Annotated in this window: 17 protein-coding genes; 8 read left to right on the forward strand and 9 right to left on the reverse strand. The window is 75.0% G+C overall.

Features of this window, described 5'->3' with window-relative positions; translation table 11 throughout:
• Positions 1-138: 138 nt before the first annotated feature.
• The 8 genes from rpmH to JKP75_RS19180 all read left to right on the forward strand — a co-directional run bounded on the left by rpmH (position 139) and on the right by JKP75_RS19180 (position 5,698).
• Positions 139-276, forward strand: a complete 138-nt coding sequence (gene rpmH, locus JKP75_RS19145) for a 50S ribosomal protein L34 (protein ID WP_040338882.1) — start codon at positions 139-141, stop codon at positions 274-276.
• A gap of 1 nt (position 277) precedes the next feature.
• On the forward strand, positions 278-667 hold the full coding sequence (gene rnpA, locus JKP75_RS19150; RefSeq protein ID WP_200489793.1) for a ribonuclease P protein component: 390 nt from the start codon (positions 278-280) through the stop codon (positions 665-667).
• Positions 664-1,017, forward strand: a complete 354-nt coding sequence (yidD, locus tag JKP75_RS19155; RefSeq protein ID WP_200489794.1) for a membrane protein insertion efficiency factor YidD — start codon at positions 664-666, stop codon at positions 1,015-1,017. The genes rnpA and yidD overlap by 4 nt, the downstream gene beginning before the upstream one ends.
• Complete coding sequence (gene yidC / locus JKP75_RS19160; RefSeq protein ID WP_200489795.1) at positions 1,010-2,086, forward strand: membrane protein insertase YidC; 1,077 nt, start codon at positions 1,010-1,012, stop codon at positions 2,084-2,086. Before yidD ends, yidC begins: the two co-directional genes overlap by 8 nt.
• 80 nt (positions 2,087-2,166) lie before the next feature.
• The gene (locus JKP75_RS19165) at positions 2,167-2,772 is read left to right on the forward strand and encodes a protein jag (protein ID WP_200489796.1); all 606 of its coding nucleotides are present in this window, start codon (positions 2,167-2,169) and stop codon (positions 2,770-2,772) included.
• On the forward strand, positions 2,769-3,443 hold the full coding sequence (gene rsmG, locus JKP75_RS19170; protein ID WP_200489797.1) for a 16S rRNA (guanine(527)-N(7))-methyltransferase RsmG: 675 nt from the start codon (positions 2,769-2,771) through the stop codon (positions 3,441-3,443). Before JKP75_RS19165 ends, rsmG begins: the two co-directional genes overlap by 4 nt.
• A 328-nt stretch (positions 3,444-3,771) precedes the next feature.
• A complete protein-coding gene (locus tag JKP75_RS19175; RefSeq protein WP_375539259.1) occupies positions 3,772-4,590 on the forward strand; it encodes a ParA family protein in 819 nt (272 codons plus the stop codon).
• Between the two features lie 25 nt (positions 4,591-4,615).
• The gene (locus JKP75_RS19180; protein ID WP_200493411.1) at positions 4,616-5,698 is read left to right on the forward strand and encodes a ParB/RepB/Spo0J family partition protein; all 1,083 of its coding nucleotides are present in this window, start codon (positions 4,616-4,618) and stop codon (positions 5,696-5,698) included.
• A 70-nt stretch (positions 5,699-5,768) separates the two neighbouring features.
• Here JKP75_RS19180 and JKP75_RS19185 read toward each other — a convergent pair whose 3' ends face one another.
• The 9 genes from JKP75_RS19185 to JKP75_RS19225 all read right to left on the reverse strand — a co-directional run bounded on the left by JKP75_RS19185 (position 5,769) and on the right by JKP75_RS19225 (position 17,850).
• Positions 5,769-6,764 carry a D-alanine--D-alanine ligase gene (locus JKP75_RS19185; RefSeq protein ID WP_200493412.1) on the reverse strand — a complete coding sequence of 332 codons (996 nt, stop codon included), beginning with the start codon at positions 6,762-6,764 and terminating at the stop codon, positions 5,769-5,771.
• Positions 6,761-8,185, reverse strand: a complete 1,425-nt coding sequence (locus tag JKP75_RS19190) for a PLP-dependent aminotransferase family protein (RefSeq protein ID WP_200489798.1) — start codon at positions 8,183-8,185, stop codon at positions 6,761-6,763. Before JKP75_RS19190 ends, JKP75_RS19185 begins: the two co-directional genes overlap by 4 nt.
• A 282-nt stretch (positions 8,186-8,467) precedes the next feature.
• A complete protein-coding gene (locus JKP75_RS19195; protein WP_242473661.1) occupies positions 8,468-9,655 on the reverse strand; it encodes an N-acetylmuramoyl-L-alanine amidase in 1,188 nt (395 codons plus the stop codon).
• A gap of 140 nt (positions 9,656-9,795) precedes the next feature.
• On the reverse strand, positions 9,796-10,122 hold the full coding sequence (gene trxA / locus JKP75_RS19200; RefSeq protein ID WP_089338036.1) for a thioredoxin: 327 nt from the start codon (positions 10,120-10,122) through the stop codon (positions 9,796-9,798).
• A gap of 86 nt (positions 10,123-10,208) precedes the next feature.
• Positions 10,209-11,189: a thioredoxin-disulfide reductase gene (gene trxB, locus JKP75_RS19205; RefSeq protein WP_200489799.1), complete on the reverse strand. Its 981-nt coding sequence runs from the start codon at positions 11,187-11,189 to the stop codon at positions 10,209-10,211.
• 83 nt (positions 11,190-11,272) lie between these two features.
• Positions 11,273-12,919 (reverse strand): protein kinase family protein, encoded by a 1,647-nt coding sequence (locus JKP75_RS19210; protein WP_200489800.1) that lies wholly within the window; start codon positions 12,917-12,919, stop codon positions 11,273-11,275.
• Between the two features lie 82 nt (positions 12,920-13,001).
• Positions 13,002-14,975 (reverse strand): murein biosynthesis integral membrane protein MurJ, encoded by a 1,974-nt coding sequence (murJ, locus tag JKP75_RS19215; protein ID WP_309230047.1) that lies wholly within the window; start codon positions 14,973-14,975, stop codon positions 13,002-13,004.
• Positions 14,972-17,377, reverse strand: a complete 2,406-nt coding sequence (locus JKP75_RS19220) for a DUF6049 family protein (protein WP_200493413.1) — start codon at positions 17,375-17,377, stop codon at positions 14,972-14,974. Before JKP75_RS19220 ends, murJ begins: the two co-directional genes overlap by 4 nt.
• Positions 17,374-17,850: an NUDIX hydrolase gene (locus JKP75_RS19225; RefSeq protein WP_200489803.1), complete on the reverse strand. Its 477-nt coding sequence runs from the start codon at positions 17,848-17,850 to the stop codon at positions 17,374-17,376. The genes JKP75_RS19220 and JKP75_RS19225 overlap by 4 nt, the downstream gene beginning before the upstream one ends.
• Between the last annotated feature and the right edge of the window lie 41 nt (positions 17,851-17,891).

The following is a 17,891-nucleotide window of genomic DNA, read 5'->3' on the forward strand; positions in this document are numbered from 1 at the left end:
CGGCTGGTGGGCGGTGGGCCCGTTCCGGAAGACCAGCTTCCGGGGTCCGGAGCGGTGCGGCTCTCGCCGTCCCGCCCGCCCCCTGCGCGTCCGCCCACCGGTGGCGCGCACCGCCGAACGTGATTGTGGGAGTACCTCGTGAGCAAGCGCACCTTCCAGCCGAACAACCGTCGCCGGTCCAAGACCCACGGCTTCCGGCTGCGGATGCGCACCCGCGCCGGCCGGGCGATCCTCGCCGGCCGCCGGCGCAAGGGTCGCGAGAAGCTCTCCGCCTGACGTGCTGCCCGCGCAGGCACGCCTGCGCCGGCGCCCGGAGTTCACCGCGGTCGTCCGGTCCGGTCGACGTGCCGGGCGGCCGACCATGGTGCTCCACCTCCTCCCCGAGCGGCCCACCGCGGCCGCTCCCCCGTCGCCGTCCCGACCCGTGCACCCCGCCGGTGCACGGGCCGGTTTCGTCGTGGGCAAGTCGGTGGGCAACTCCGTGGTGCGCCACCGCGTGACCCGCCAGCTGCGGGCCGTCGTCCGCGCCGAGCTCGACCGGCTGCCCGCCTCGGCCGACCTCGTCGTCCGGGCCCGCCCGGAGGCCGCGACCGCCGGCTCCGCGGTGCTGCAGCGCGACCTCCGCAGCGGACTGGACCGGCTCCTCGGCCGCCGGGACGGCCGGTGAGCGGCCGCGCGCCGGTGCGCCGCGCCCTGCTGGCCGCGATCGGCTTCTACTCGCGGGCGATCAGCCCCGCCCTGCCGCCGCGCTGCCGCTTCTACCCGACGTGCAGCGCATACGCCGCCGAGGCGGTCGAGCGCCACGGCGCCGCCCGCGGGAGCTGGCTGGCGCTGCGCCGGGTCCTCAAGTGCGCCCCCTGGCATCCCGGCGGCGTGGACCCGGTGCCGACCGCCCCCGGAACCAGCGAGCCCGCCCGGGCGTCGAGCACTGCGGTGCCCGCGTCGGCGGGAGCCGCCCCCGACCGTGCCACCCCGCCGGCCCTGTGCCGGGCGAACGAGGAGATCTCCGTTGCTTGACTGGCTGTACACCGCCATCTCCTGGGTGATGGCCCGGTGGCACGACCTGCTCTCCACCTTCCTGGACCCCGCGGGCGGCCTCACCTGGGCGCTGTCGATCATGCTGCTGGTCGTCACCGTCCGGCTGCTGCTGTTCCCGCTGTTCGTCAAGCAGGTGAAGTCGCAGCGGGCGATGCAGGAGCTGCAGCCGGAGATCGCGAAGCTGCGCAAGCAGTACGGCAGTGACCGCCAGGGCATGAGCCAGGCGATCATGGCGCTGCAGAAGGAGCGCGGGGTCAACCCGCTGGCCGGCTGCCTGCCGATCCTGCCGCAGATCCCGATCTTCATCGCGCTCTTCCACGTGCTGCGCCGGCTCGCGCCGGGCGCCGACGGCCTCTACAGCTGGTCGGACGAGCTCACCGACCAGGCGGCCAGCGCCGACCTGTTCGGGGCGCCGATCTCCGCGTCGTTCAACATGGACGGCGCCAAGGAGGCGGCCATCCTGGCGCTGCCCGGGGTCACCTACGGCAGCATCCGCACCGTCGCCCTGATCCTCATCCCGATCATGTGCATCACGACCTTCTTCACGCAGAAGCAGATCATGAAGCGCTCCGGCCCGGTCGAGGGCCAGGCCGCCACCGTGCAGAAGCTGCTGCTCTACGGCATGCCGCTGAGCCTCTTCGTCACCGGCTTCTTCTTCCCCATCGGCGTGCTCATCTACTGGGTCGTCAACAACTCCTGGACCTTCGGCCAGCAGTTCTTCATCCTGCGCAAGATGCCGCCGCCCGGATCCCCCGCCGCGAAGGCCAAGGCCGCCGCCGACAAGCCCGCCATCGACCCGAAGGCCCTCGCCCCGAAGCCGGGCGCCAAGCCGGTCCGCCCGAAGCAGGGCCGGCCCGCGACGATCGCCCCGGAGAGCACGGTCGACACCGGCGCCGCTGACGGCGACGGCGTCCCCGGCGCGAACGGCGCGACCGCGTCGGGTGCCGCCGACGGCCGCCCGGCCGGAGCGGCGGGCAACGGCCCGCGCGGCGGCGCCGGCCGCGCCGGCCAGGGCCCCGCGAACCGGGGCAAGCGCAAGCGCCGCTGACGGCGCACCCCGGACCGACGGTCCGGACACCGACCACCGGGCCCGCCCCGGATGCCCGAACCCACAGTGGAGGAACCTCCGTGAGTGCCCCGCAGCAGCCCACCACCGACAGCGCCCCCGCGCTCCCAGACGCGGACGCGGCCAGCGACGACGCGCTCGTCGGGCCCGTCGACGTCGAGACCGGCGGGGCGGGTGAGGCCCCCGGGTCCACCGCGCCGCGTGGGGAGGCCCTGCTCGTCCAGGAGGGCGACGTCGCCGGCGACTACCTCGAGCGGCTGCTCGACATCCTCGACGTGGACGGCGACATCGACCTCGACGTGGAGGGCGACCGCGCCTCGGTGGCGATCGTCGGCGGCCGGCTGAACGACCTGATCGGCCCGGACGGCGCCACCCTGGAGGCGCTCCAGGAGCTCACCCGGCTGGCCGTCGCCCAGTCGACCGGCGTCCGCAGCCGGCTGATGCTGGACGTCGGCGGGTTCCGCGCCAAGCGGCGCACCGACCTCACCGCTCTGGCGGGCGAGACGGCCCGCCGGGTCGCCACCAGCGGCCAGCCGGAGCGGCTGAGCCCGATGAACCCGTTCGAGCGCAAGGTCGTCCACGACGTCATCGCCGGGGTCGCCGGCGTGCACAGCGAGTCGGAGGGCGAGGAGCCCAACCGCCGCGTCGTGGTCCTGCCGGACGCGTGAGCGACCCCGCCGTCGGCACACCCGCTCCCCCACCCCCGCCCGGGGTGGCCGGGGAGGTCTTCGGGGACGCCCTGCCGGGGGCCCGTGCCTTCGTCGCGAAGCTCGCCTCCGACGGGGTCACCCGGGGCCTGATCGGGCCCCGGGAGGTGCCGCGGCTGTGGGAGCGGCACGTCCTGAACAGCGCGGCGGTCGCCGAGGCCGTCGCCGAGGGCGCCCGCGTCGTCGACGTGGGCAGCGGAGCCGGCCTGCCGGGCATCCCGCTCGGCCTGGCCCGCCCCGACGTGACGCTCACCCTGGTCGAGCCGATGGCGCGTCGGGTGGAGTTCCTGCAGGAGGCCGTCGCCGAGCTCGCCGAGCACCAGCGCTCACCCTGGCGGGTGCTCCGCGGCCGCGCGGAGGAGCGCTCGATCGCCCAGGCCGTGGGGCCGGTCGACGTCGTCACCGCCCGGGCGGTCGCCCCACTCCCCCGCCTCGTGGGGTGGTGCCGTGGACTGCTGCGCCCGGGCACACAGCTGGTCGCCCTCGTCGGCGCCCGGGCGCTCGAGGAGCTGCCCTCGCTCGTCCCCGAACTCGAAGCGGCGGGCATGCGCGACATCCACCCGCGGGCGGTCGGTGCGTCCCTGGGGTCGGCTGCCACTACCGTGGTGGTCATGACGCGTGGGGCGCGGTGACCGTCTCTCCCCCGAGAGGTCGGAGAGCGTTGCCACCGTCGTCCTGTTCCACGTGGAACAGGTGCAGTAACCCGACCCGTTCCACGTGAAACGCCACCAGGAAGGACTGCGATGACCGACCCGGGCGAGCGGCTGCGGAGCAGTCTCGCCGCAGACCAGTCCTCCTCCGGTTCCGCGACGGACTTCGACAGCCCCATCGCCATGCGAGGCGCTCCGGGCGACGCGCGTCCTGCACGCCGCCGACCAGGACCCGTTCCCGGCGCCGTCGCGGATCCGCGTCATCACGATCGCCAACCAGAAGGGCGGCGTCGGCAAGACCACCTCGACGGTGAACCTGGGCGTCGCGCTCGCGCTGTACGGGCTGCGGACGCTGGTCATCGACCTGGACCCGCAGGGCAACGCGAGCACCGCCCTCGGCGTGGACCACACCGTCGGGACGCCGTCGATCTACGACGCCCTGGTCGGCGACAGCACGCTCACCGAGGTCGTGCACCCGACGACGGCCAGCCCGCACCTGCTCTGCGTGCCGGCCACGATCGACCTCGCGGGTGCCGAGATCGAACTCGTCTCCGTCGTCGCGCGCGAGCACCGGCTGAGGCGGGCGATCGAGGGCTACATCGCCGCGCTCCCCCCGGAGAAGCGCCCGCACTACGTCCTGATCGACTGCCCGCCGTCCCTGGGGCTGCTCACGCTGAACGCGCTCGTGGCCGGCGACGAGGTGCTCATCCCGATCCAGTGCGAGTACTACGCGCTCGAGGGCCTGGGCCAGCTGCTCAACAACATCGACCTGGTCCGGCAGCACCTGAACCCGGGCATCTCCGTGCGCACCATCCTGCTGACCATGTACGACGGGCGGACCAAGCTCGCCGATCAGGTGGCCGACGAGGTGCGCAACCACTTCGGCGACGTCGTGCTGGACGCCGTCATCCCGCGGAACGTGCGGGTGTCCGAGGCGCCGGGCTACGGGCAGTCCGTGCTGACCTACGACCCGGGCTCGCGCGGCTCGACGAGCTACGTCGAGGCGGCCCGCGAGCTGGCGCACCGCGGGTTGGACCTCCCCCCGGTTGACCGCTCGGGCACCCCCGCCGCGGCGACGGCGTTCGCCGTCGCCGATGCCCCCGCAGCAGGCACGCAGGACGGCCAGTGAGTGCGAACGTGAGCGAGGAGCAGCGATGAGCAAGCGCGGTGGACTGGGTCGCGGGCTGGCCGCCCTCATCCCGACGGGCCCGCCGCCGTCGGCGCCGGTCCCGGCGGTCGAGCCGCAGCCCACGGCGGCTCCCGCCGGCGAGCAGGGTGAGGCCGGCGAGGGGCACCCCGCCGAGCAGCGGCCCAGCTCGCCCGTCAGCCTCGTGCCGCCGCCGGCCGAGCCGGCTCCTGCCGCGACGCCCGCGCCCGCAGCTGTCGACGACGGGGCGCTCGGCGTCCCCGGCGCGCAGCTGCGCGAGGTCGCGGTGGAGGACGTCGTCCCCAACCCGAAGCAGCCGCGGCAGGTCTTCGACGACGAGGCGCTGGAGGAGCTCAGCCACAGCGTCAAGGAGTTCGGGCTGCTCCAGCCGATCGTCGTCCGCGAGAACCCCGCGACCGACGGTGCCGGTGTCACCTACGAGCTCATCATGGGCGAGCGCCGGCTCCGCGCCGCCCGCGCCGCCGGCCTGGAGAGCGTGCCGGCGATCGTCCGGGACACCACCGACGACGCCATGCTGCGGGACGCGCTGCTGGAGAACATCCACCGCGTCCAGCTCAACCCGCTCGAGGAGGCGGCCGCCTACCAGCAGCTGCTGGAGGAGTTCGGCGCCACCCACGAGGAGCTGGCCAGCAAGATCGGGCGCAGCCGCTCGCAGGTCACCAACACCATCCGGCTCATGAAGCTGCCGGTGAAGGTGCAGACCCGGGTCGCCGCCGGCGTCATCTCCGCCGGCCACGCCCGGGCGCTGCTCGGCCTGCCGGACGCCGACGCGCAGGACGCCCTCGCCACCCGCATCGTCGCCGAGGGCATGTCGGTGCGGGCCACCGAGGAGGCCGTCGCGATGGCCGCCGCGGAACGGCCCACCGCCAAGCGCCGGGCCCGCAACATCTCCGCCCCCGGGGTGGAGGAGCTGGGCTCGCGGCTCTCCGACCGGTTCGAGACGAAGGTCAAGATCCAGATCGGCCGGTCCAAGGGGAAGATCGTCGTCGAGTTCGGCTCGGTCGACGACCTCCAGCGGATCATCGGCGTGATGGCCCCGGAGATCACCGGGCGCCGTACGGAGCCCTGACCAGGCCTGTCATGGAGAACGCCCCCATAACGTCACAGACGTTATGGGGGCGTTGTCGTCGAGCGGGTGATCAGCGGGCGCGGCCCGCCCGCGCCGAGAGCAGCCGGGCGATGACGTCGCCGAGCTCGTAGCCGGCCGCCTCGACGGCCATCGGGAACATCGACGTCTCGGTCAGCCCCGGGGAGACGTTCACCTCGAGGAAGTGCACCTCGCCGTCCGGGGTGATGATCGCGTCGGTGCGGGACAGGTCGGCGAGCCCGAGGACCTCGTGCACCCGGACCGCCACCTCCGCGGCGCGCGCGGCGACGTCGTCGTCGAGTCGGGCGGGCGCGTGGTACTCGGTGAGGCCGGGGGTGTAGCGGGCGGTGTAGTCGAAGACGCCGGACTCCGGCTCGATCTCCACCGCGGGCAGCGCCTGCGGGCCGTCGCCGAGGTCGATGACGGCCAGCGCCACCTCCACGCCCTCGACGTAGCGCTCCACCATGACGGTGTCGCCGTAGGCGAAGCAGCTCACCATGGCCGCGGGCAGGTCCTCGACCCGGTTGATCCGCTGCACACCGAGCGCCGAGCCACCCGAGGCGGGCTTGACCATGAGCGGCAGGCCCAGGCGGGCGACCATCAGGTCGAGCACGGTGCCCGCGCCCAGCTCGCGGAAGGTGCTGTGCGGCAGCGCCACCCAGTCCGGGGTCGTGAGCCCGGCGGAACGGACGACGGACTTCGCGGCCGGCTTGTCCCACGCCAGCCGGCAGGCGGCGGCCGGCGAGCCGACGTAGGGCACCCCCGCGAGGTCGAGCACCGCGCGCAGGGCGCCGTCCTCACCGGTCGCGCCGTGCAGCGCGATGAACACCGCGTCCGCGGGCGCGGCGGCGAGACCCGGCAGCAGCTCGGCGTCGGCGTCCCGCAGCTCGGCGTCCAGACCGGCGCGGGTGAGCTCCTCGACCACCTGGGTGCCCGAGGAGAGCGACACCTCGCGCTCGAAGGTCAGCCCACCGGCCAGGACGACGGCGCGCAACGGGTGCGCCTCCTCGGCCGGAGCGGGCGCCGGGGCGGGTGCGGACTCGGTCATCGGCCGTCCTCGTAGGCGTTGCTGTTGGCGGGCCCGACGATCGTGCCCGAGCCGGTGAACGGGGCGTCACCCGCCGGCCGGACCGCCCGGAACGAGCCGGTGTCCACGGCGTCGAAGGTGCTGTGCAGGTCGAGCTCGGCCTCGATGACGCGGGCCAGCCGGCGCACGCCCTCGCGGATCTGGTCGGGCTCGGGGTAGCAGTAGGAGAGCCGCATGAACTCCTGGCCGCTGCCGTCGGCGTAGAAGCCGATGCCCGGCACGTAGGCGACCAGCGCGTTCACCGCGCGCGGCTGCATGAGCTTGGCGTCCAGGCCGCGGGGCAGCTTCAGCCACACGTAGAAGCCGCCGTCGGGCCTGGTCCAGGTGGTGCCGGCCGGCATGAGCGCCTCGAGGGAATCCAGGCAGGCGTCCCGCCGCTCGCGGTACAGCTCGGTGAACAGCTTGATCTGCTCGCGCCACGGCTGGGTGTCCAGGTAGCGCGCGACCGCGTACTGGGTCAGCGACGGCGGGCAGAGCACCTGCGCCTCGGTGGCCAGGACCAGCTTCTCGCGGACGGCGAGCGGCGCCAGCACCCAGCCGACCCGCAGGCCCGGGGAGAAGGTCTTGGAGAACGACCCCAGGTAGATGACCCGCTCGGCGTTGCGGGCGCGCAGCGCGCGCATCGGCTCGTGCTCGAAGCCGAGCAGGCCGTAGGGGTTGTCCTCGATGATCAGCAGGTCGTACTTCTCGGCCAGCGCGACGATCGCCTCGCGGCGCGGCTCGGTCAGCGTGACGCCGGCCGGGTTGTGGAAGTTCGGCACCGTGTAGAGGAACTTGACCCGGTCGCCGCGGGCGCGGCAGTCGATCAGCGCCTCCTCCAGCGCCTCGGGGATCAGCCCGTCGTCGTCCATCGCGACGTGCCGGACGGTCGCCTGCGCGGACTGGAACACCCCGAGCGCCCCGACGTAGGACGGCGCCTCGGCGAGGATGACGTCACCGGGGTCGACGAAGACGCGGGTGACGAGGTCCAGACCCTGCTGCGAGCCGACGGTGACGACGACCTCGCTGGCCGACGCGTCGTGGATGCCCTCCAGGGCCATGACGTCGCAGATCCGCTCGCGCAGCCGCGGATCGCCCTGCCCCGAGCCGTACTGCAGCGTCTGGGCGCCCATGCCGGAGACCAGGTCGCCGATCATCGAGCCGACGGCGTCGAGCGGGAGGGCGGTGACCGCGGGCATGCCGCCGGCCAGGGACACCACCTCGGGCCGGCTGACCACGGAGAACAGCGCCCGGATCTCCGAGCTCTTCATCCCGTGGGTGCGTGCTGCGTAGCGGTCGGCCAGCGGGTCCAGCCGCGGATGCCGCGGTGAGGGGTGGGCGGCACCGCGGTGCGCGCCCTGCTGTCCGGAACCGGCCGACGAGCCGGGCGGGAGAGTGGCCACCCCCGGAGTCTAGGCCCGCCCTCCACCGAGTTCCGGGAGGCGATGAGACCGACCCGTCACAGTGACATCGTCGTCCTCCGGACGACACCGCGGCCACGTGCCGTCCCCCTGCGGCGGCGAGCGCGTCGGTCATCCCTGCGCGGGACCCTCCGGGCCCCACTCGGGCTGCGCACTGCCGACTGCGCCCGCCGTCGTCGTCCTCCCTCAGCTCCGAGCGTCCTCCCTCACCGCGCACCACGAGGGAGGACGCTCGACGATCAGGTGACCTGATCGTGGCGGGGGTCAGAGGTCGCCGGGGAGGGCGAAGGTGCCCGTGGGAGGGTCGGCCTCGGCGGGCAGGAAGAGCCGCTGGACGGCGGCGAGCACGCCCTGGGCGATCGAGCCGCGCAGGCGGGCGTCGAGCAGCAGCAGCCGGTCCACCGGGTGGGAGAGGTAGCCGACGTCGAGGCGGACGGCCGGCATCCGGCTCATCCGGAGCAGGTCCCAGGTCTTGGCGTGCGAGTCCAGGTCGAGCAGGCCGGTGCGGGCGACCACCTCGCGGCGGGCGAGGTTGGCGAACTGCTCGCCGACGGTGGACGACGCCCCGGAGCCGGTGCCGTAGTAGAAGCTGGCGACCCCGCGGGCGTGCTCGGACTCGTGCGCGTCCACGTGCAGGGAGAGGAAGAGGTCGGCCCGCGCGTCGTTGGCGAAGGCGGTGCGCTCGGTGGCCGTCGGGTTCTGGTGCCGGCCGCGGGTCAGGTAGACCGTGGCGCCGGCGGCCGCCAGCCGGCCCTCGATCCGCGAGGCGAGGTCGAAGACGAGGTCGGCCTCGGTCGTCTCGCCGTGCGTGTGGCCGGGGTCCTCGCCGCCGTGGCCGGGGTCGATGACGATCCGGCGGCGGATGAGGTGCGGCCCGCTGTCGACGAACGACGCGCTCTGCCGCAGCAGCTGGGGGCGGCCACCGGTGACCTTGCGGCCGAGCTGGCGCAGCGCGCGCAGGGTGGCCGGGCCGCAGGTGCCGTCGGAGGTCAGGCCGTAGTCGCGCTGGAAGGCCCGCAGCCCGGTCTCGGTGTCGACGCCGAAGACGCCGTCCACCGGGCCCGCGTCGTAGCCGAGCTCGTGCAGCCGCTCCTGCAGGTTGATGACGTCGTCACCGCGGACGGCGCGCTCGGGGTCGTAGCGCAGCAGCCGGTCACCGAGGGACCAGCGGGCCTCGTTGAGTGCGCGGTAGGTCTCCTCGCCCACCCGGCCGTCCACCGACAGCCCGCGGTTCTGCTGGAAGTGCCGGACGGCGAGCTCGGTCGCGGCGTCGTAGACGGCGGCGTCGAGCGCGACGTCGGGGAGGGTGGCCGTGGCCTGCGGTGGGTGGGGCGCGGCGCTGCCGTCGCCGTCGGGCAGCAGCCCCAGGCTGCGCAGCGCCGTCTGCACGTCGGCCACCGCGGCTCCACGATCGCCGAGCCTCAGGATCTGCATACCGGTGTTGGCTCCCATCGTGCCCACGATTGTCGTCCCCGGCCCCCGTCCCGGCCCAGCGGGGGTACCCCGGAACGGCCACGGGTCCACCTGCCCGGGTGGGCGGGTGGACCCGTTGGGTTCCGCGGAGTCGTTCCCCTGCGCCGCAGGGGTCCGGCTCAGATGTAGTCGGCGAGGTCGCTGAGGATCGCGCCCTTGGGCTTGGCGCCGATGATGCTCTTCACCGGCTTGCCGCCCTGGAACACCGTCATCGTCGGGATCGACATGACCTGGTAGTCGCGCGCGATCTGCGGGTTCTCGTCGATGTTGAGCTTGGCGATCGTCAGCTTGTCGCCGTGCTCGGCGGCGATCTCCTCCAGCACGGGGGCGACCATCTTGCAGGGGCCGCACCACTCCGCCCAGAAGTCGACCAGGACGGGCTTGTCGCTGCCCAGCACGTCGCTGGCGAAGCTGGTGTCGGTGACCGTCACGGTGTTGCCTGCCATCGGTCGTTCTCCCTCTCGGTCGCTTGCTCGAAGTCCTGCGGGAAGAACCCGCGGGACGGTGGTTCTATGCCCGGTCGGCCGGGCGCTCAGCGCTCGTCGAAGGTGTCGGCGAGCCAGCGCTCGGCGTCGATCGCTGCGGCGGCACCGGTGCCGGCCGAGGTGATCGCCTGTCGGTAGATACGGTCGACGACGTCGCCGCAGGCGAAGACGCCGTCGATGTTGGTGCGGGTGGTCGGGTGCTCGACCTGGATGTAGCCCTCGTCGTCGAGCTTGAGCTGCCCGACGAACAGCTCGGTGCGCGGGTCGTGGCCGATGGCCACGAACAGGCCGCTCACCGGCAGGGTCTCGGTGGCGCCGGTGGTGGCGTCGGTGAGCTCGACCGAGGAGACGGTGCTGTCGCCGTGCACCTCGGTGACCTGCTTGCCCAGCGCCCAGCGGATCTTCTCGTTGTCCTGCGCGCGCTTCTGCATGATCTTGGAGGCGCGCAGCTCGTCCCGCCGGTGGACGACGGTGACGCTCTTGGCGAAGCGGGTGAGGAAGGTCGCCTCCTCCATCGCCGAGTCACCACCGCCGACGACGGCGATGTCCTGGTCGCGGAAGAAGAACCCGTCGCAGGTGGCGCAGGCGGAGACGCCGCGGCCCAGCAGGCGCTGCTCGTTCTCCAGGCCCAGGTACCGGTACTTGGAGCCGGTGGCCACGATGACCGCGTGCGCGCGGTGCACCTCGTCGCCCACCTTCACGATCTTCGGGGTGGCGGTGAGGTCGACCTCGGTGACGTCCCTCGGGACCAGCTCGGCGCCGAACTTCTCGGCCTGCGTGCGCATGTCGTCCATGAGCTGCGGGCCCTGGATCCCCGCGGGGAAACCGGGGAAGTTCTCGACCTCGGTGGTCGTCATCAGCGCGCCGCCGAACTGCGAGCCCTCGAACACCAGCGGGTGGAGGTTGGCGCGCGCGGCGTAGGTGGCGGCGGTGTAGCCCGCGGGGCCGGACCCGATGATGATCAGGTCGCGGATGCCGTCGTGCTCGGCCGGCGGGATGACGGGGTCGACGATCTCTTCCGTCGTCACGGCGGGACCGGGGGTGGGGGAGTCACTCACAGGCGGCACAACGACGATCGTAGGTGCGGCATTCCGGGCCGCACCCCGACGGGTCAGCCCGCTGCCTGGACGGTGACCTCGCCGATCTCGCCGGTGAACCCGTCGCCGCTCTCGACCAGCCCGGTGATCCACAGCAGCACGTACCGGGCCTGGACCGGCTCGTCGAACCGCAGGTCGCTGGACTCCTGGAGCGTGCCGGAGGCGACCTGCTCGTAGCCGTCGAGGTCGTCGGCCCGGGTGTCCGCGGTGCGGATCTCGACGGTCGCGCCGGGACGGGGGGTGGTGACGGTGACGCCGGCGAGCGGCTGCGAGGAGCCCAGGTCGTAGACGATGCCCATGCCGGACTTGAGGTTGCCGAAGGCCGCCGAGCCCCGGTAGGTCACGGTGGACCAGGTGGTGCCCGGGTCGCCGTCGTAGGTCAGCGGGACGTCGCCGTCGTTCTCCGGCTCGCCGTCGCCCTCGGGGTCGAAGACCTCCGCGCCCTGCACCGTGGCGGCGGGGCCGGCCGGAGCGGCGTCGTCGCTCCCGGAGGCGCCGGCGGTGGGCACGCTGATCGAGGGCGTCGAGCCCTCGTCGACCGAGCCCGCGACCGACAGCAGGCTCGTGCCGACCCACCAGGCGAGCCCGATGACGACCAGCAGGGCGAGCAGGGGCAGGCCGACGACGAGCAGGCGGCGCCGGCCGCGGCCCTCGTCGTCGTCCTCGTCGTCGTACCCGGAGCCGGTGGGCGGACCGGTGTAGAGGTCCTCGCCCAGCGGGGGGAGGGCGCGGTCGTCGGACCGGGTGCCCGCGTAGGCGCCGGCGACGGGCGGGACCGAGCGGGCGTCGACGGTGTCGCCGTGCACGGCCGCGGCGACGACGGTGTCGCCCGCGCCGGGCGGGCGGACCGGCGGGACGGTGCCGGGGGCCGAGGGCCCGACCGGGTCGGGACGCTGCTCCTCGGCCGGCCGCTGCCGGTCGCCCCACGGCTGCTCGGAGCGCACGCCGGCGCCGGGGCGGGTGCGCGGCCGGTCGGCGAGGATCGCGGCCATCGCGGCGACGCTGGACAGCGCCTGGCCGGGCTCGGTGGAGCGCGCCCGCCGGGCCAGCGCCACCAGGTCGGAGGGGCCGCGCAGGGGCCGGGGCTCGGCCTCGCCGGGCCGCAGGCCGGTCAGGCACACCTCGAGCAGCGCGCCGAGGGCGGCGACGTCGCCGTCGATGCTGCCGCTCGCGGCGGGTACGCCGCGCAGGCCGACCAGGCCGTTGGGCCGCAGCACCACGTTGTCCGGCGTCAGCCCGCCGACCGCCAGGCCGACGCGGTGCGCCTCGGCGACGCCGTCGGCCAGCCGGCGCAGGACGGTGCGGATCTCCCGCTCGGGCAGCGGGCCCTCGGCCAGCCGCTCGGCCAGCGGGACGCCGTCGATCCACTCGTTGACGACGTAGGCGGCGCCGCCGGGGGCCTGCGGATCGCCGCTGCCCTCCGAGGCGTCGTAGACCATCGCCAGCGCGGGGGTGGCCAGGCCGCCGGCGGTCAGCGCGCGGGTGATCCACGCGTGCGCGGCGGGGCCGGCGGGGGTGTGCACGCGGACGGCGACGTCGCGGTTCAGGATCCGGTCCTTGGCCCGCCAGGTCTGGATGACGCCGGTCTCGGTCTGCTCGTCGGGACCCACCTGGTCCAGCGGCCGGTAGCGATCCGGGAGGCCGGTGACCGTGGACGTCATCGACACTCCGACCCCCTGTCCTGCTGCGGCGGCCGGTGCGGCCCACCGGCATCGGCGCCGCCTCCCTGCGAGGACGTGCGGGTCATCCGCGTCCGATGCGGGCCCTGACGGCTGCCAGGGGTCCGCGGAGCTCCGGTACGCGGGCGACCACGAGACCTGCGAGAGCCGCGGCGCCGATGACCACGGTACCGACCGCCACCCGGCCGAGCGACCCTGCGGTGGACGATCCGAACAGGTCGTCGGTCACGATCAGGACAAGGAGGCCGAGCAGGGCCGCGGCCAACGACGCCGCGGCGACCCGGGCGACCTGGAGCAGGGTCGCGCGGGTGCGCAGCGCCCCGAGCCGCCGGCGCAGCGCGAGGTCCCCGAGGACCCAGCCGGCGAGGTAGGTGATGCTGGTCGCGAGCATCAGCCCGGCCACCACGTGCTCCGGCCCGACGACGGCCGGCACGAGCAGCAGCAGCGGCACCCGGACGGCGACCATGCCCAGCTGGATCAGCGTGGGCGTGCGGGCGTCCTTCATCGCGTAGAAGACGCGCAGCTGGAGCAGGGTGACCGCCATGGGCAGCAGCCCGAAGGCGCCCAGGGCCAGTGCGGTGCCGATCGCCTCGGCGTCGGCGACCGAGGTGTTGCCGCGGGCGAAGGCGACGACGCCGAGAGCCGGGCCGAGCACGGTGAGCAGGGCGGTCACCGGGAGCAGCCCGAGCGCGGAGAGCCGGGTGCCGAGGGAGAGGTCGGAGACGACGCCGGGAACGTCGTGCCGGGAGGCCGCCCGGCTCATGCGCGGCACGAGCGCGGTGAGCAGCGCGACGCCGATGATCCCGTAGGGCATCTGGAACAGCAGGCTGGCGTTGGCGAAGCCGTAGGAGCCCAGGCCGCCCTCCCGGCCGGCGGCGTTGGCCACCCGGGTGGCGACGACGACGCCCACCTGGCTGATCGCCACGTAGCCGATCACCCACAGGCCGAGCGAGCCGGCCTCCCTGAGCCCGGTGTCGCGCAGCCCCCAGCGGGGTCGCAGCGGGACGCCGGCCCGCGACAGGAGCGGCAGCAGCACCAGCGCCTGGACGGCGATGCCCAAGGTGGTGCCGATGCCCAGCAGCCACACCTGCCCGGAGGTGATGGTCACCGGCGTGAGCTCGCCGGGCCCGCTCGCCGCGATGAGCAGGCCCCCGGTGGCGATGACCACCAGGTTGTTGAGGACCGGCGCCCACGCGGGCGGGCCGAAGACCCCCCGGGAGTTGAGGATCGCCTGCGCCAGGGCGCCCACGCCGTAGAAGACGATCTCCAGCAGCAGGATGCGGGCCAGCCAGTTGGCCAGGCTCACCTGGTCCGGGTCGTCGCTGATCCCGTAGAGCCGGGTCAGGAGCGGCGCAGCCAGCACCGCCAGCGCGGTGACGACGACGAGCCCGGCGGTGGCGATGGTGGCCAGCCGCTGGGCATAGCCGACGCCGCCGTCGCGGTCCCGCTCCTGGGCGTGCACCAGCAGCGGGACGACCACGGAGGTCAGCACCCCGCCGAGGAGCAGCTCGTAGACGATGTTCGGCAGCGTGTTGGCGGTGTTGTAGGCGTCGCCGACCAGCGCGATACCCAGGGCCGCGGTGAGCACCATCGTGCGGGCCAGGCCGGTGATGCGGGAGACCAGCGTGGCCACGGCCATGGTGCCCGCGGCGCGCAGGATGCCCCCGCTGGCGCCGGGCGCGCCCTCGCGCTGCTCGACGTCGTCGTCGGTCTCCTGCTCCGCGCGGGGCACCGGCGGCAGCACCGGCATCGGGAAGACCTGGGTCTCGTCCGCGGCCGGCACCCAGCGGTGCCGCAGCGGCGGCAGCGGGGGGACCGGCGTCCCCTCGGCGCGCGGGCGCCGGCCCGGCTGCAGCGGCGGCTGGCCACGGCGCACCGGCGGGGGCACCGGCGGCAGTGCGTGCCGGCCGTCGTCGGGGACGGCGAAAGGGGCGCCCTCGGGCGGGGTGGCGCGGTAGGGCGCGGGCGGCAGCGGCCGCCCCACCGGCGGCCGGGCCCGGTCGGGCACCTGCTGCTCGTCGTCGGGAGGGGTGCTCACACGGGGCTCCGCGTCGGGATGCCGTCGGGGCCCAGCGGCGGCCCGCCGGCCTCGGCGCCGGCGGCGCGGGCCCGGCGGCGCAGCACGAACACCACCAGCCGGCGGAGGAACAGCAGCCCGAGCAGGGCGGCGGCCCCGATGGTGATGATCAGCGAGATCGGCCCGTAGGCGGTGCTGCGCACCTGGAGCTGCACGCGCTCGCCGAGCGGGGCGCCGCCGGGGGTGGTCAGCGTGGCCGTGACCGCGAAGCCGCCGGACTGGCCCACCGAGGTCGGCACCTGCAGCACCGCGCGCTCACCCGGCGCGAGCACCCGGACGCCGATGTCGCCGATGGACAGCGCCCGGTTGCCGCGGGCCCGCACCTCGGGCAGCACCCGCACGGCGAAGGGCAGGTCGTTGCGGACGGTGAGTACTAGGGGCGCGTCGCTGGAGGCCAGCGTGTACGTGCCGTCGGCCGGCGCCAGCAGGGTCACCTGGCCACGCATCCGCTGCATCGTGGCCGCCAGGTCGACGGCGGCGTCCCGGAAGCCGCCGGGGTCGGTCCGCCAGGCCACCGAGGTGCCGCGGGCGGTCGCGGCGTCGAACGCCTGCAGCGCGGTGCCGGCGTCGCCCTCGACGGCGCGCGCCAGGTCGTCCCGCGAGGCGGTGGCGTCGCGGACGGTCAGCAGCCCGGCCGGGTCGAGGCGGGCGGCGTCGTCGCCCGGCTCGACCAGCTCGCCGTCCTCGGTGGGGGTGCCGGCGGTGAGCGACTCGAGGGTCGTGGCGCGCAGCCAGGGCAGCGTGGCGGTGTCGGCCATCATCGCGCCGGCGCTGTCGGGCCCGGCGTCGACGTCGCGCGGCGCGGCGACCAGCACGGTCTGCTCCGTCCCGGGCGGCGCCTGCGCGGTGAGGACGCCGAGCTCGGCGAGGTAGCGCTGCTCGGCCAGCCGCGGGCCGCCCTCGGCCACCTCGCCGAGGCCGACGACGTGCCCGAGCCGGGCGTCGGCGACCAGGCCGCCGACCGGGCCGGACGGGGAGCCGACGGTGACGGCGGCCGCGGCGGTGGGGTCGCCCAGGCCGATGGCGGAGTTCCCGGTGCTGACGGCGTCGGGGCCGAGCACCACCTGCTCGATCCCGCCCTCCTGGAGGCGGGCCAGCGTGCCTGGGAGCAGGGTGCCGCCCGGCGCCCAGGCGAGGTCGGTGCGCGGCTCGACGTCGAGCGCCTCGGCGAGGATGCGTGCCCCGGCCCCCTCGTCGGGGGCGGTGGGCCCGGCGGGGGCCTCGGACTCCGCCGCGGGTGCCGTCGGGGTGCCGGTCGGGGTCCCGTCCGCAGCGGCGGGCGGGTCCTGGGCGGTGCCCGCCCCGGTGCCGGGCAGGCTGCGGGTGACGACCTCGCCGAGGCCGGCCCGCTCGAGGGCGTCGGCGTCGACGTCGCCGTAGGGCAGGGCGACGACGGCGTGCACCGCGGCCACGGTGCGCAGCCGGGCCAGGAACTCCCTCGCGGCGTCGGTGCCGGCGCCCTGCCCGCCGGGGACCTCGTAGGGGCCGGCGGCCATGACCTCGAGCTCCTCGATCAGCGCCGGGTCGATCGCGAGGGTCACCGGCACGTCCGGGACGGGGGTGGCCGAGCCCGGCGGCGTCGGCGTGGGCAGCCGCTCGACGACGCTGAGCGCGCGGTCGAGCCGGCCCTCCGGGGAGACCGACTCGGCCAGGTCGTCGTCGGCGAACCGGCCCGACGCGGTCCGGTGCGTGCGCTCGGTGAGCGGCCACAGCCAGGCGACGGCGGTGCGCGCCACCGGCTGGAGCGGCTGCTGCACGACGAAGGTGGACAGCTCGCCGACGCGGCGGACGTCGCCGTCCACGCTGCCGTTGACGTTGAGCAGCACGGGGTAGACGCCGTCGCGGTCCAGGCGCAGCTCGGCGGAGTCGACGGTGTAGCTGAAGGAGACGGTCTCGCCGGCGGGGACGAGCTCCGGGCCGTCCTGGAAGGGCGCGACGACGGCCGAGGGCTCGTCCCCGTCGGCGTCCGCGTCGGCCAGGTCGGCCCGGCTGAGCAGGACGTCGCCGCGCTGGAGGCGGATGGTGACGCCCTCGATCGGCGTCGTCCCGGTGTTGGTCAGGAAGCCGCGGACGGTCACCAGGGACCCGGGGGTGACGGTCCGCGGCTCGAAGCCCTTGACGTCGACGCGGATCGGGCGGTCGGGATCGCTGTCGTCGTCGTCGCTGGGCGCCGCGGCGAGCACCGGCGGGGCCGTGGCGGGGGCGGGTGCCGCCGACGCGGGCGGGGCCAGCGCGCACACGGTGCTGAGCAGGACGGGCAGGAGGGCGGCGCGCAGCAGCGCCCCGCGCCGGGCGCCGGGGCGGTCGGGACCGGGGGCGACGGCAGGGCGGCCACCGGTGCCGCCGGCGGCCGGCCGGATCACGCGGTGTCGGCCAGCAGACCGGGCGCACGCTCGACGAGGGCGCGCTCGTCGGCGTAGGCGAGCCGGCCGCTCAGCTCGTCCAGCGGCACCCAGGCCACCTCGGTCACCTCGACGTCGGCGTCGGAGAGCGCGCCCCCGACGGCCCGGAGGAGGAAGTGGTGCACCGTCTTGTGCACGCGGCGGCCGTCGGCGACGAACCAGAAGTCGATGATCCCGAGCGGGGCGACGACCTCGCCGATGATCCCGGTCTCCTCCTCGACCTCGCGGACGGCGGTGTCCTCGGGGGTCTCGCCGGCCTCGATGTGACCCTTGGGGAGGGACCACAGCAGGCGGCCGCGGCGGTCGGTGCGGCCGATGAGGGCGGCACGGGGCCCGTGCACGCCGTCGTCGGAGACCACCAGGCCCCCGGCGGAGGTCTCGTCGACCCGACGCAGCCGGCGGCCGGGGCGCCCTCGTCCGCCGGTCCCAGCCATGCCAGGAGGGTAGCGCGACAACTCGCACTACTCTGGTCGGT

Source organism: Blastococcus sp. TML/M2B (assembly GCF_016612865.1).
In the GTDB taxonomy this organism is placed as follows: domain Bacteria; phylum Actinomycetota; class Actinomycetes; order Mycobacteriales; family Geodermatophilaceae; genus Blastococcus.

Coding starts and splice junctions, on each gene's coding strand:
- JKP75_RS19180 (WP_200493411.1), top strand. CDS start 4,616: ATGAGCAAGCGCGGTGGACTGGGTCGCGGGCTGGCCGCCCTCATCCCG.
- JKP75_RS19185 (WP_200493412.1), bottom strand. CDS start 6,764: ATGACCGAGTCCGCACCCGCCCCGGCGCCCGCTCCGGCCGAGGAGGCG.
- JKP75_RS19195 (WP_242473661.1), bottom strand. CDS start 9,655: ATGGGAGCCAACACCGGTATGCAGATCCTGAGGCTCGGCGATCGTGGA.
- trxA (WP_089338036.1), bottom strand. CDS start 10,122: ATGGCAGGCAACACCGTGACGGTCACCGACACCAGCTTCGCCAGCGAC.
- JKP75_RS19210 (WP_200489800.1), bottom strand. CDS start 12,919: ATGACGTCCACGGTCACCGGCCTCCCGGATCGCTACCGGCCGCTGGAC.
- JKP75_RS19225 (WP_200489803.1), bottom strand. CDS start 17,850: ATGGCTGGGACCGGCGGACGAGGGCGCCCCGGCCGCCGGCTGCGTCGG.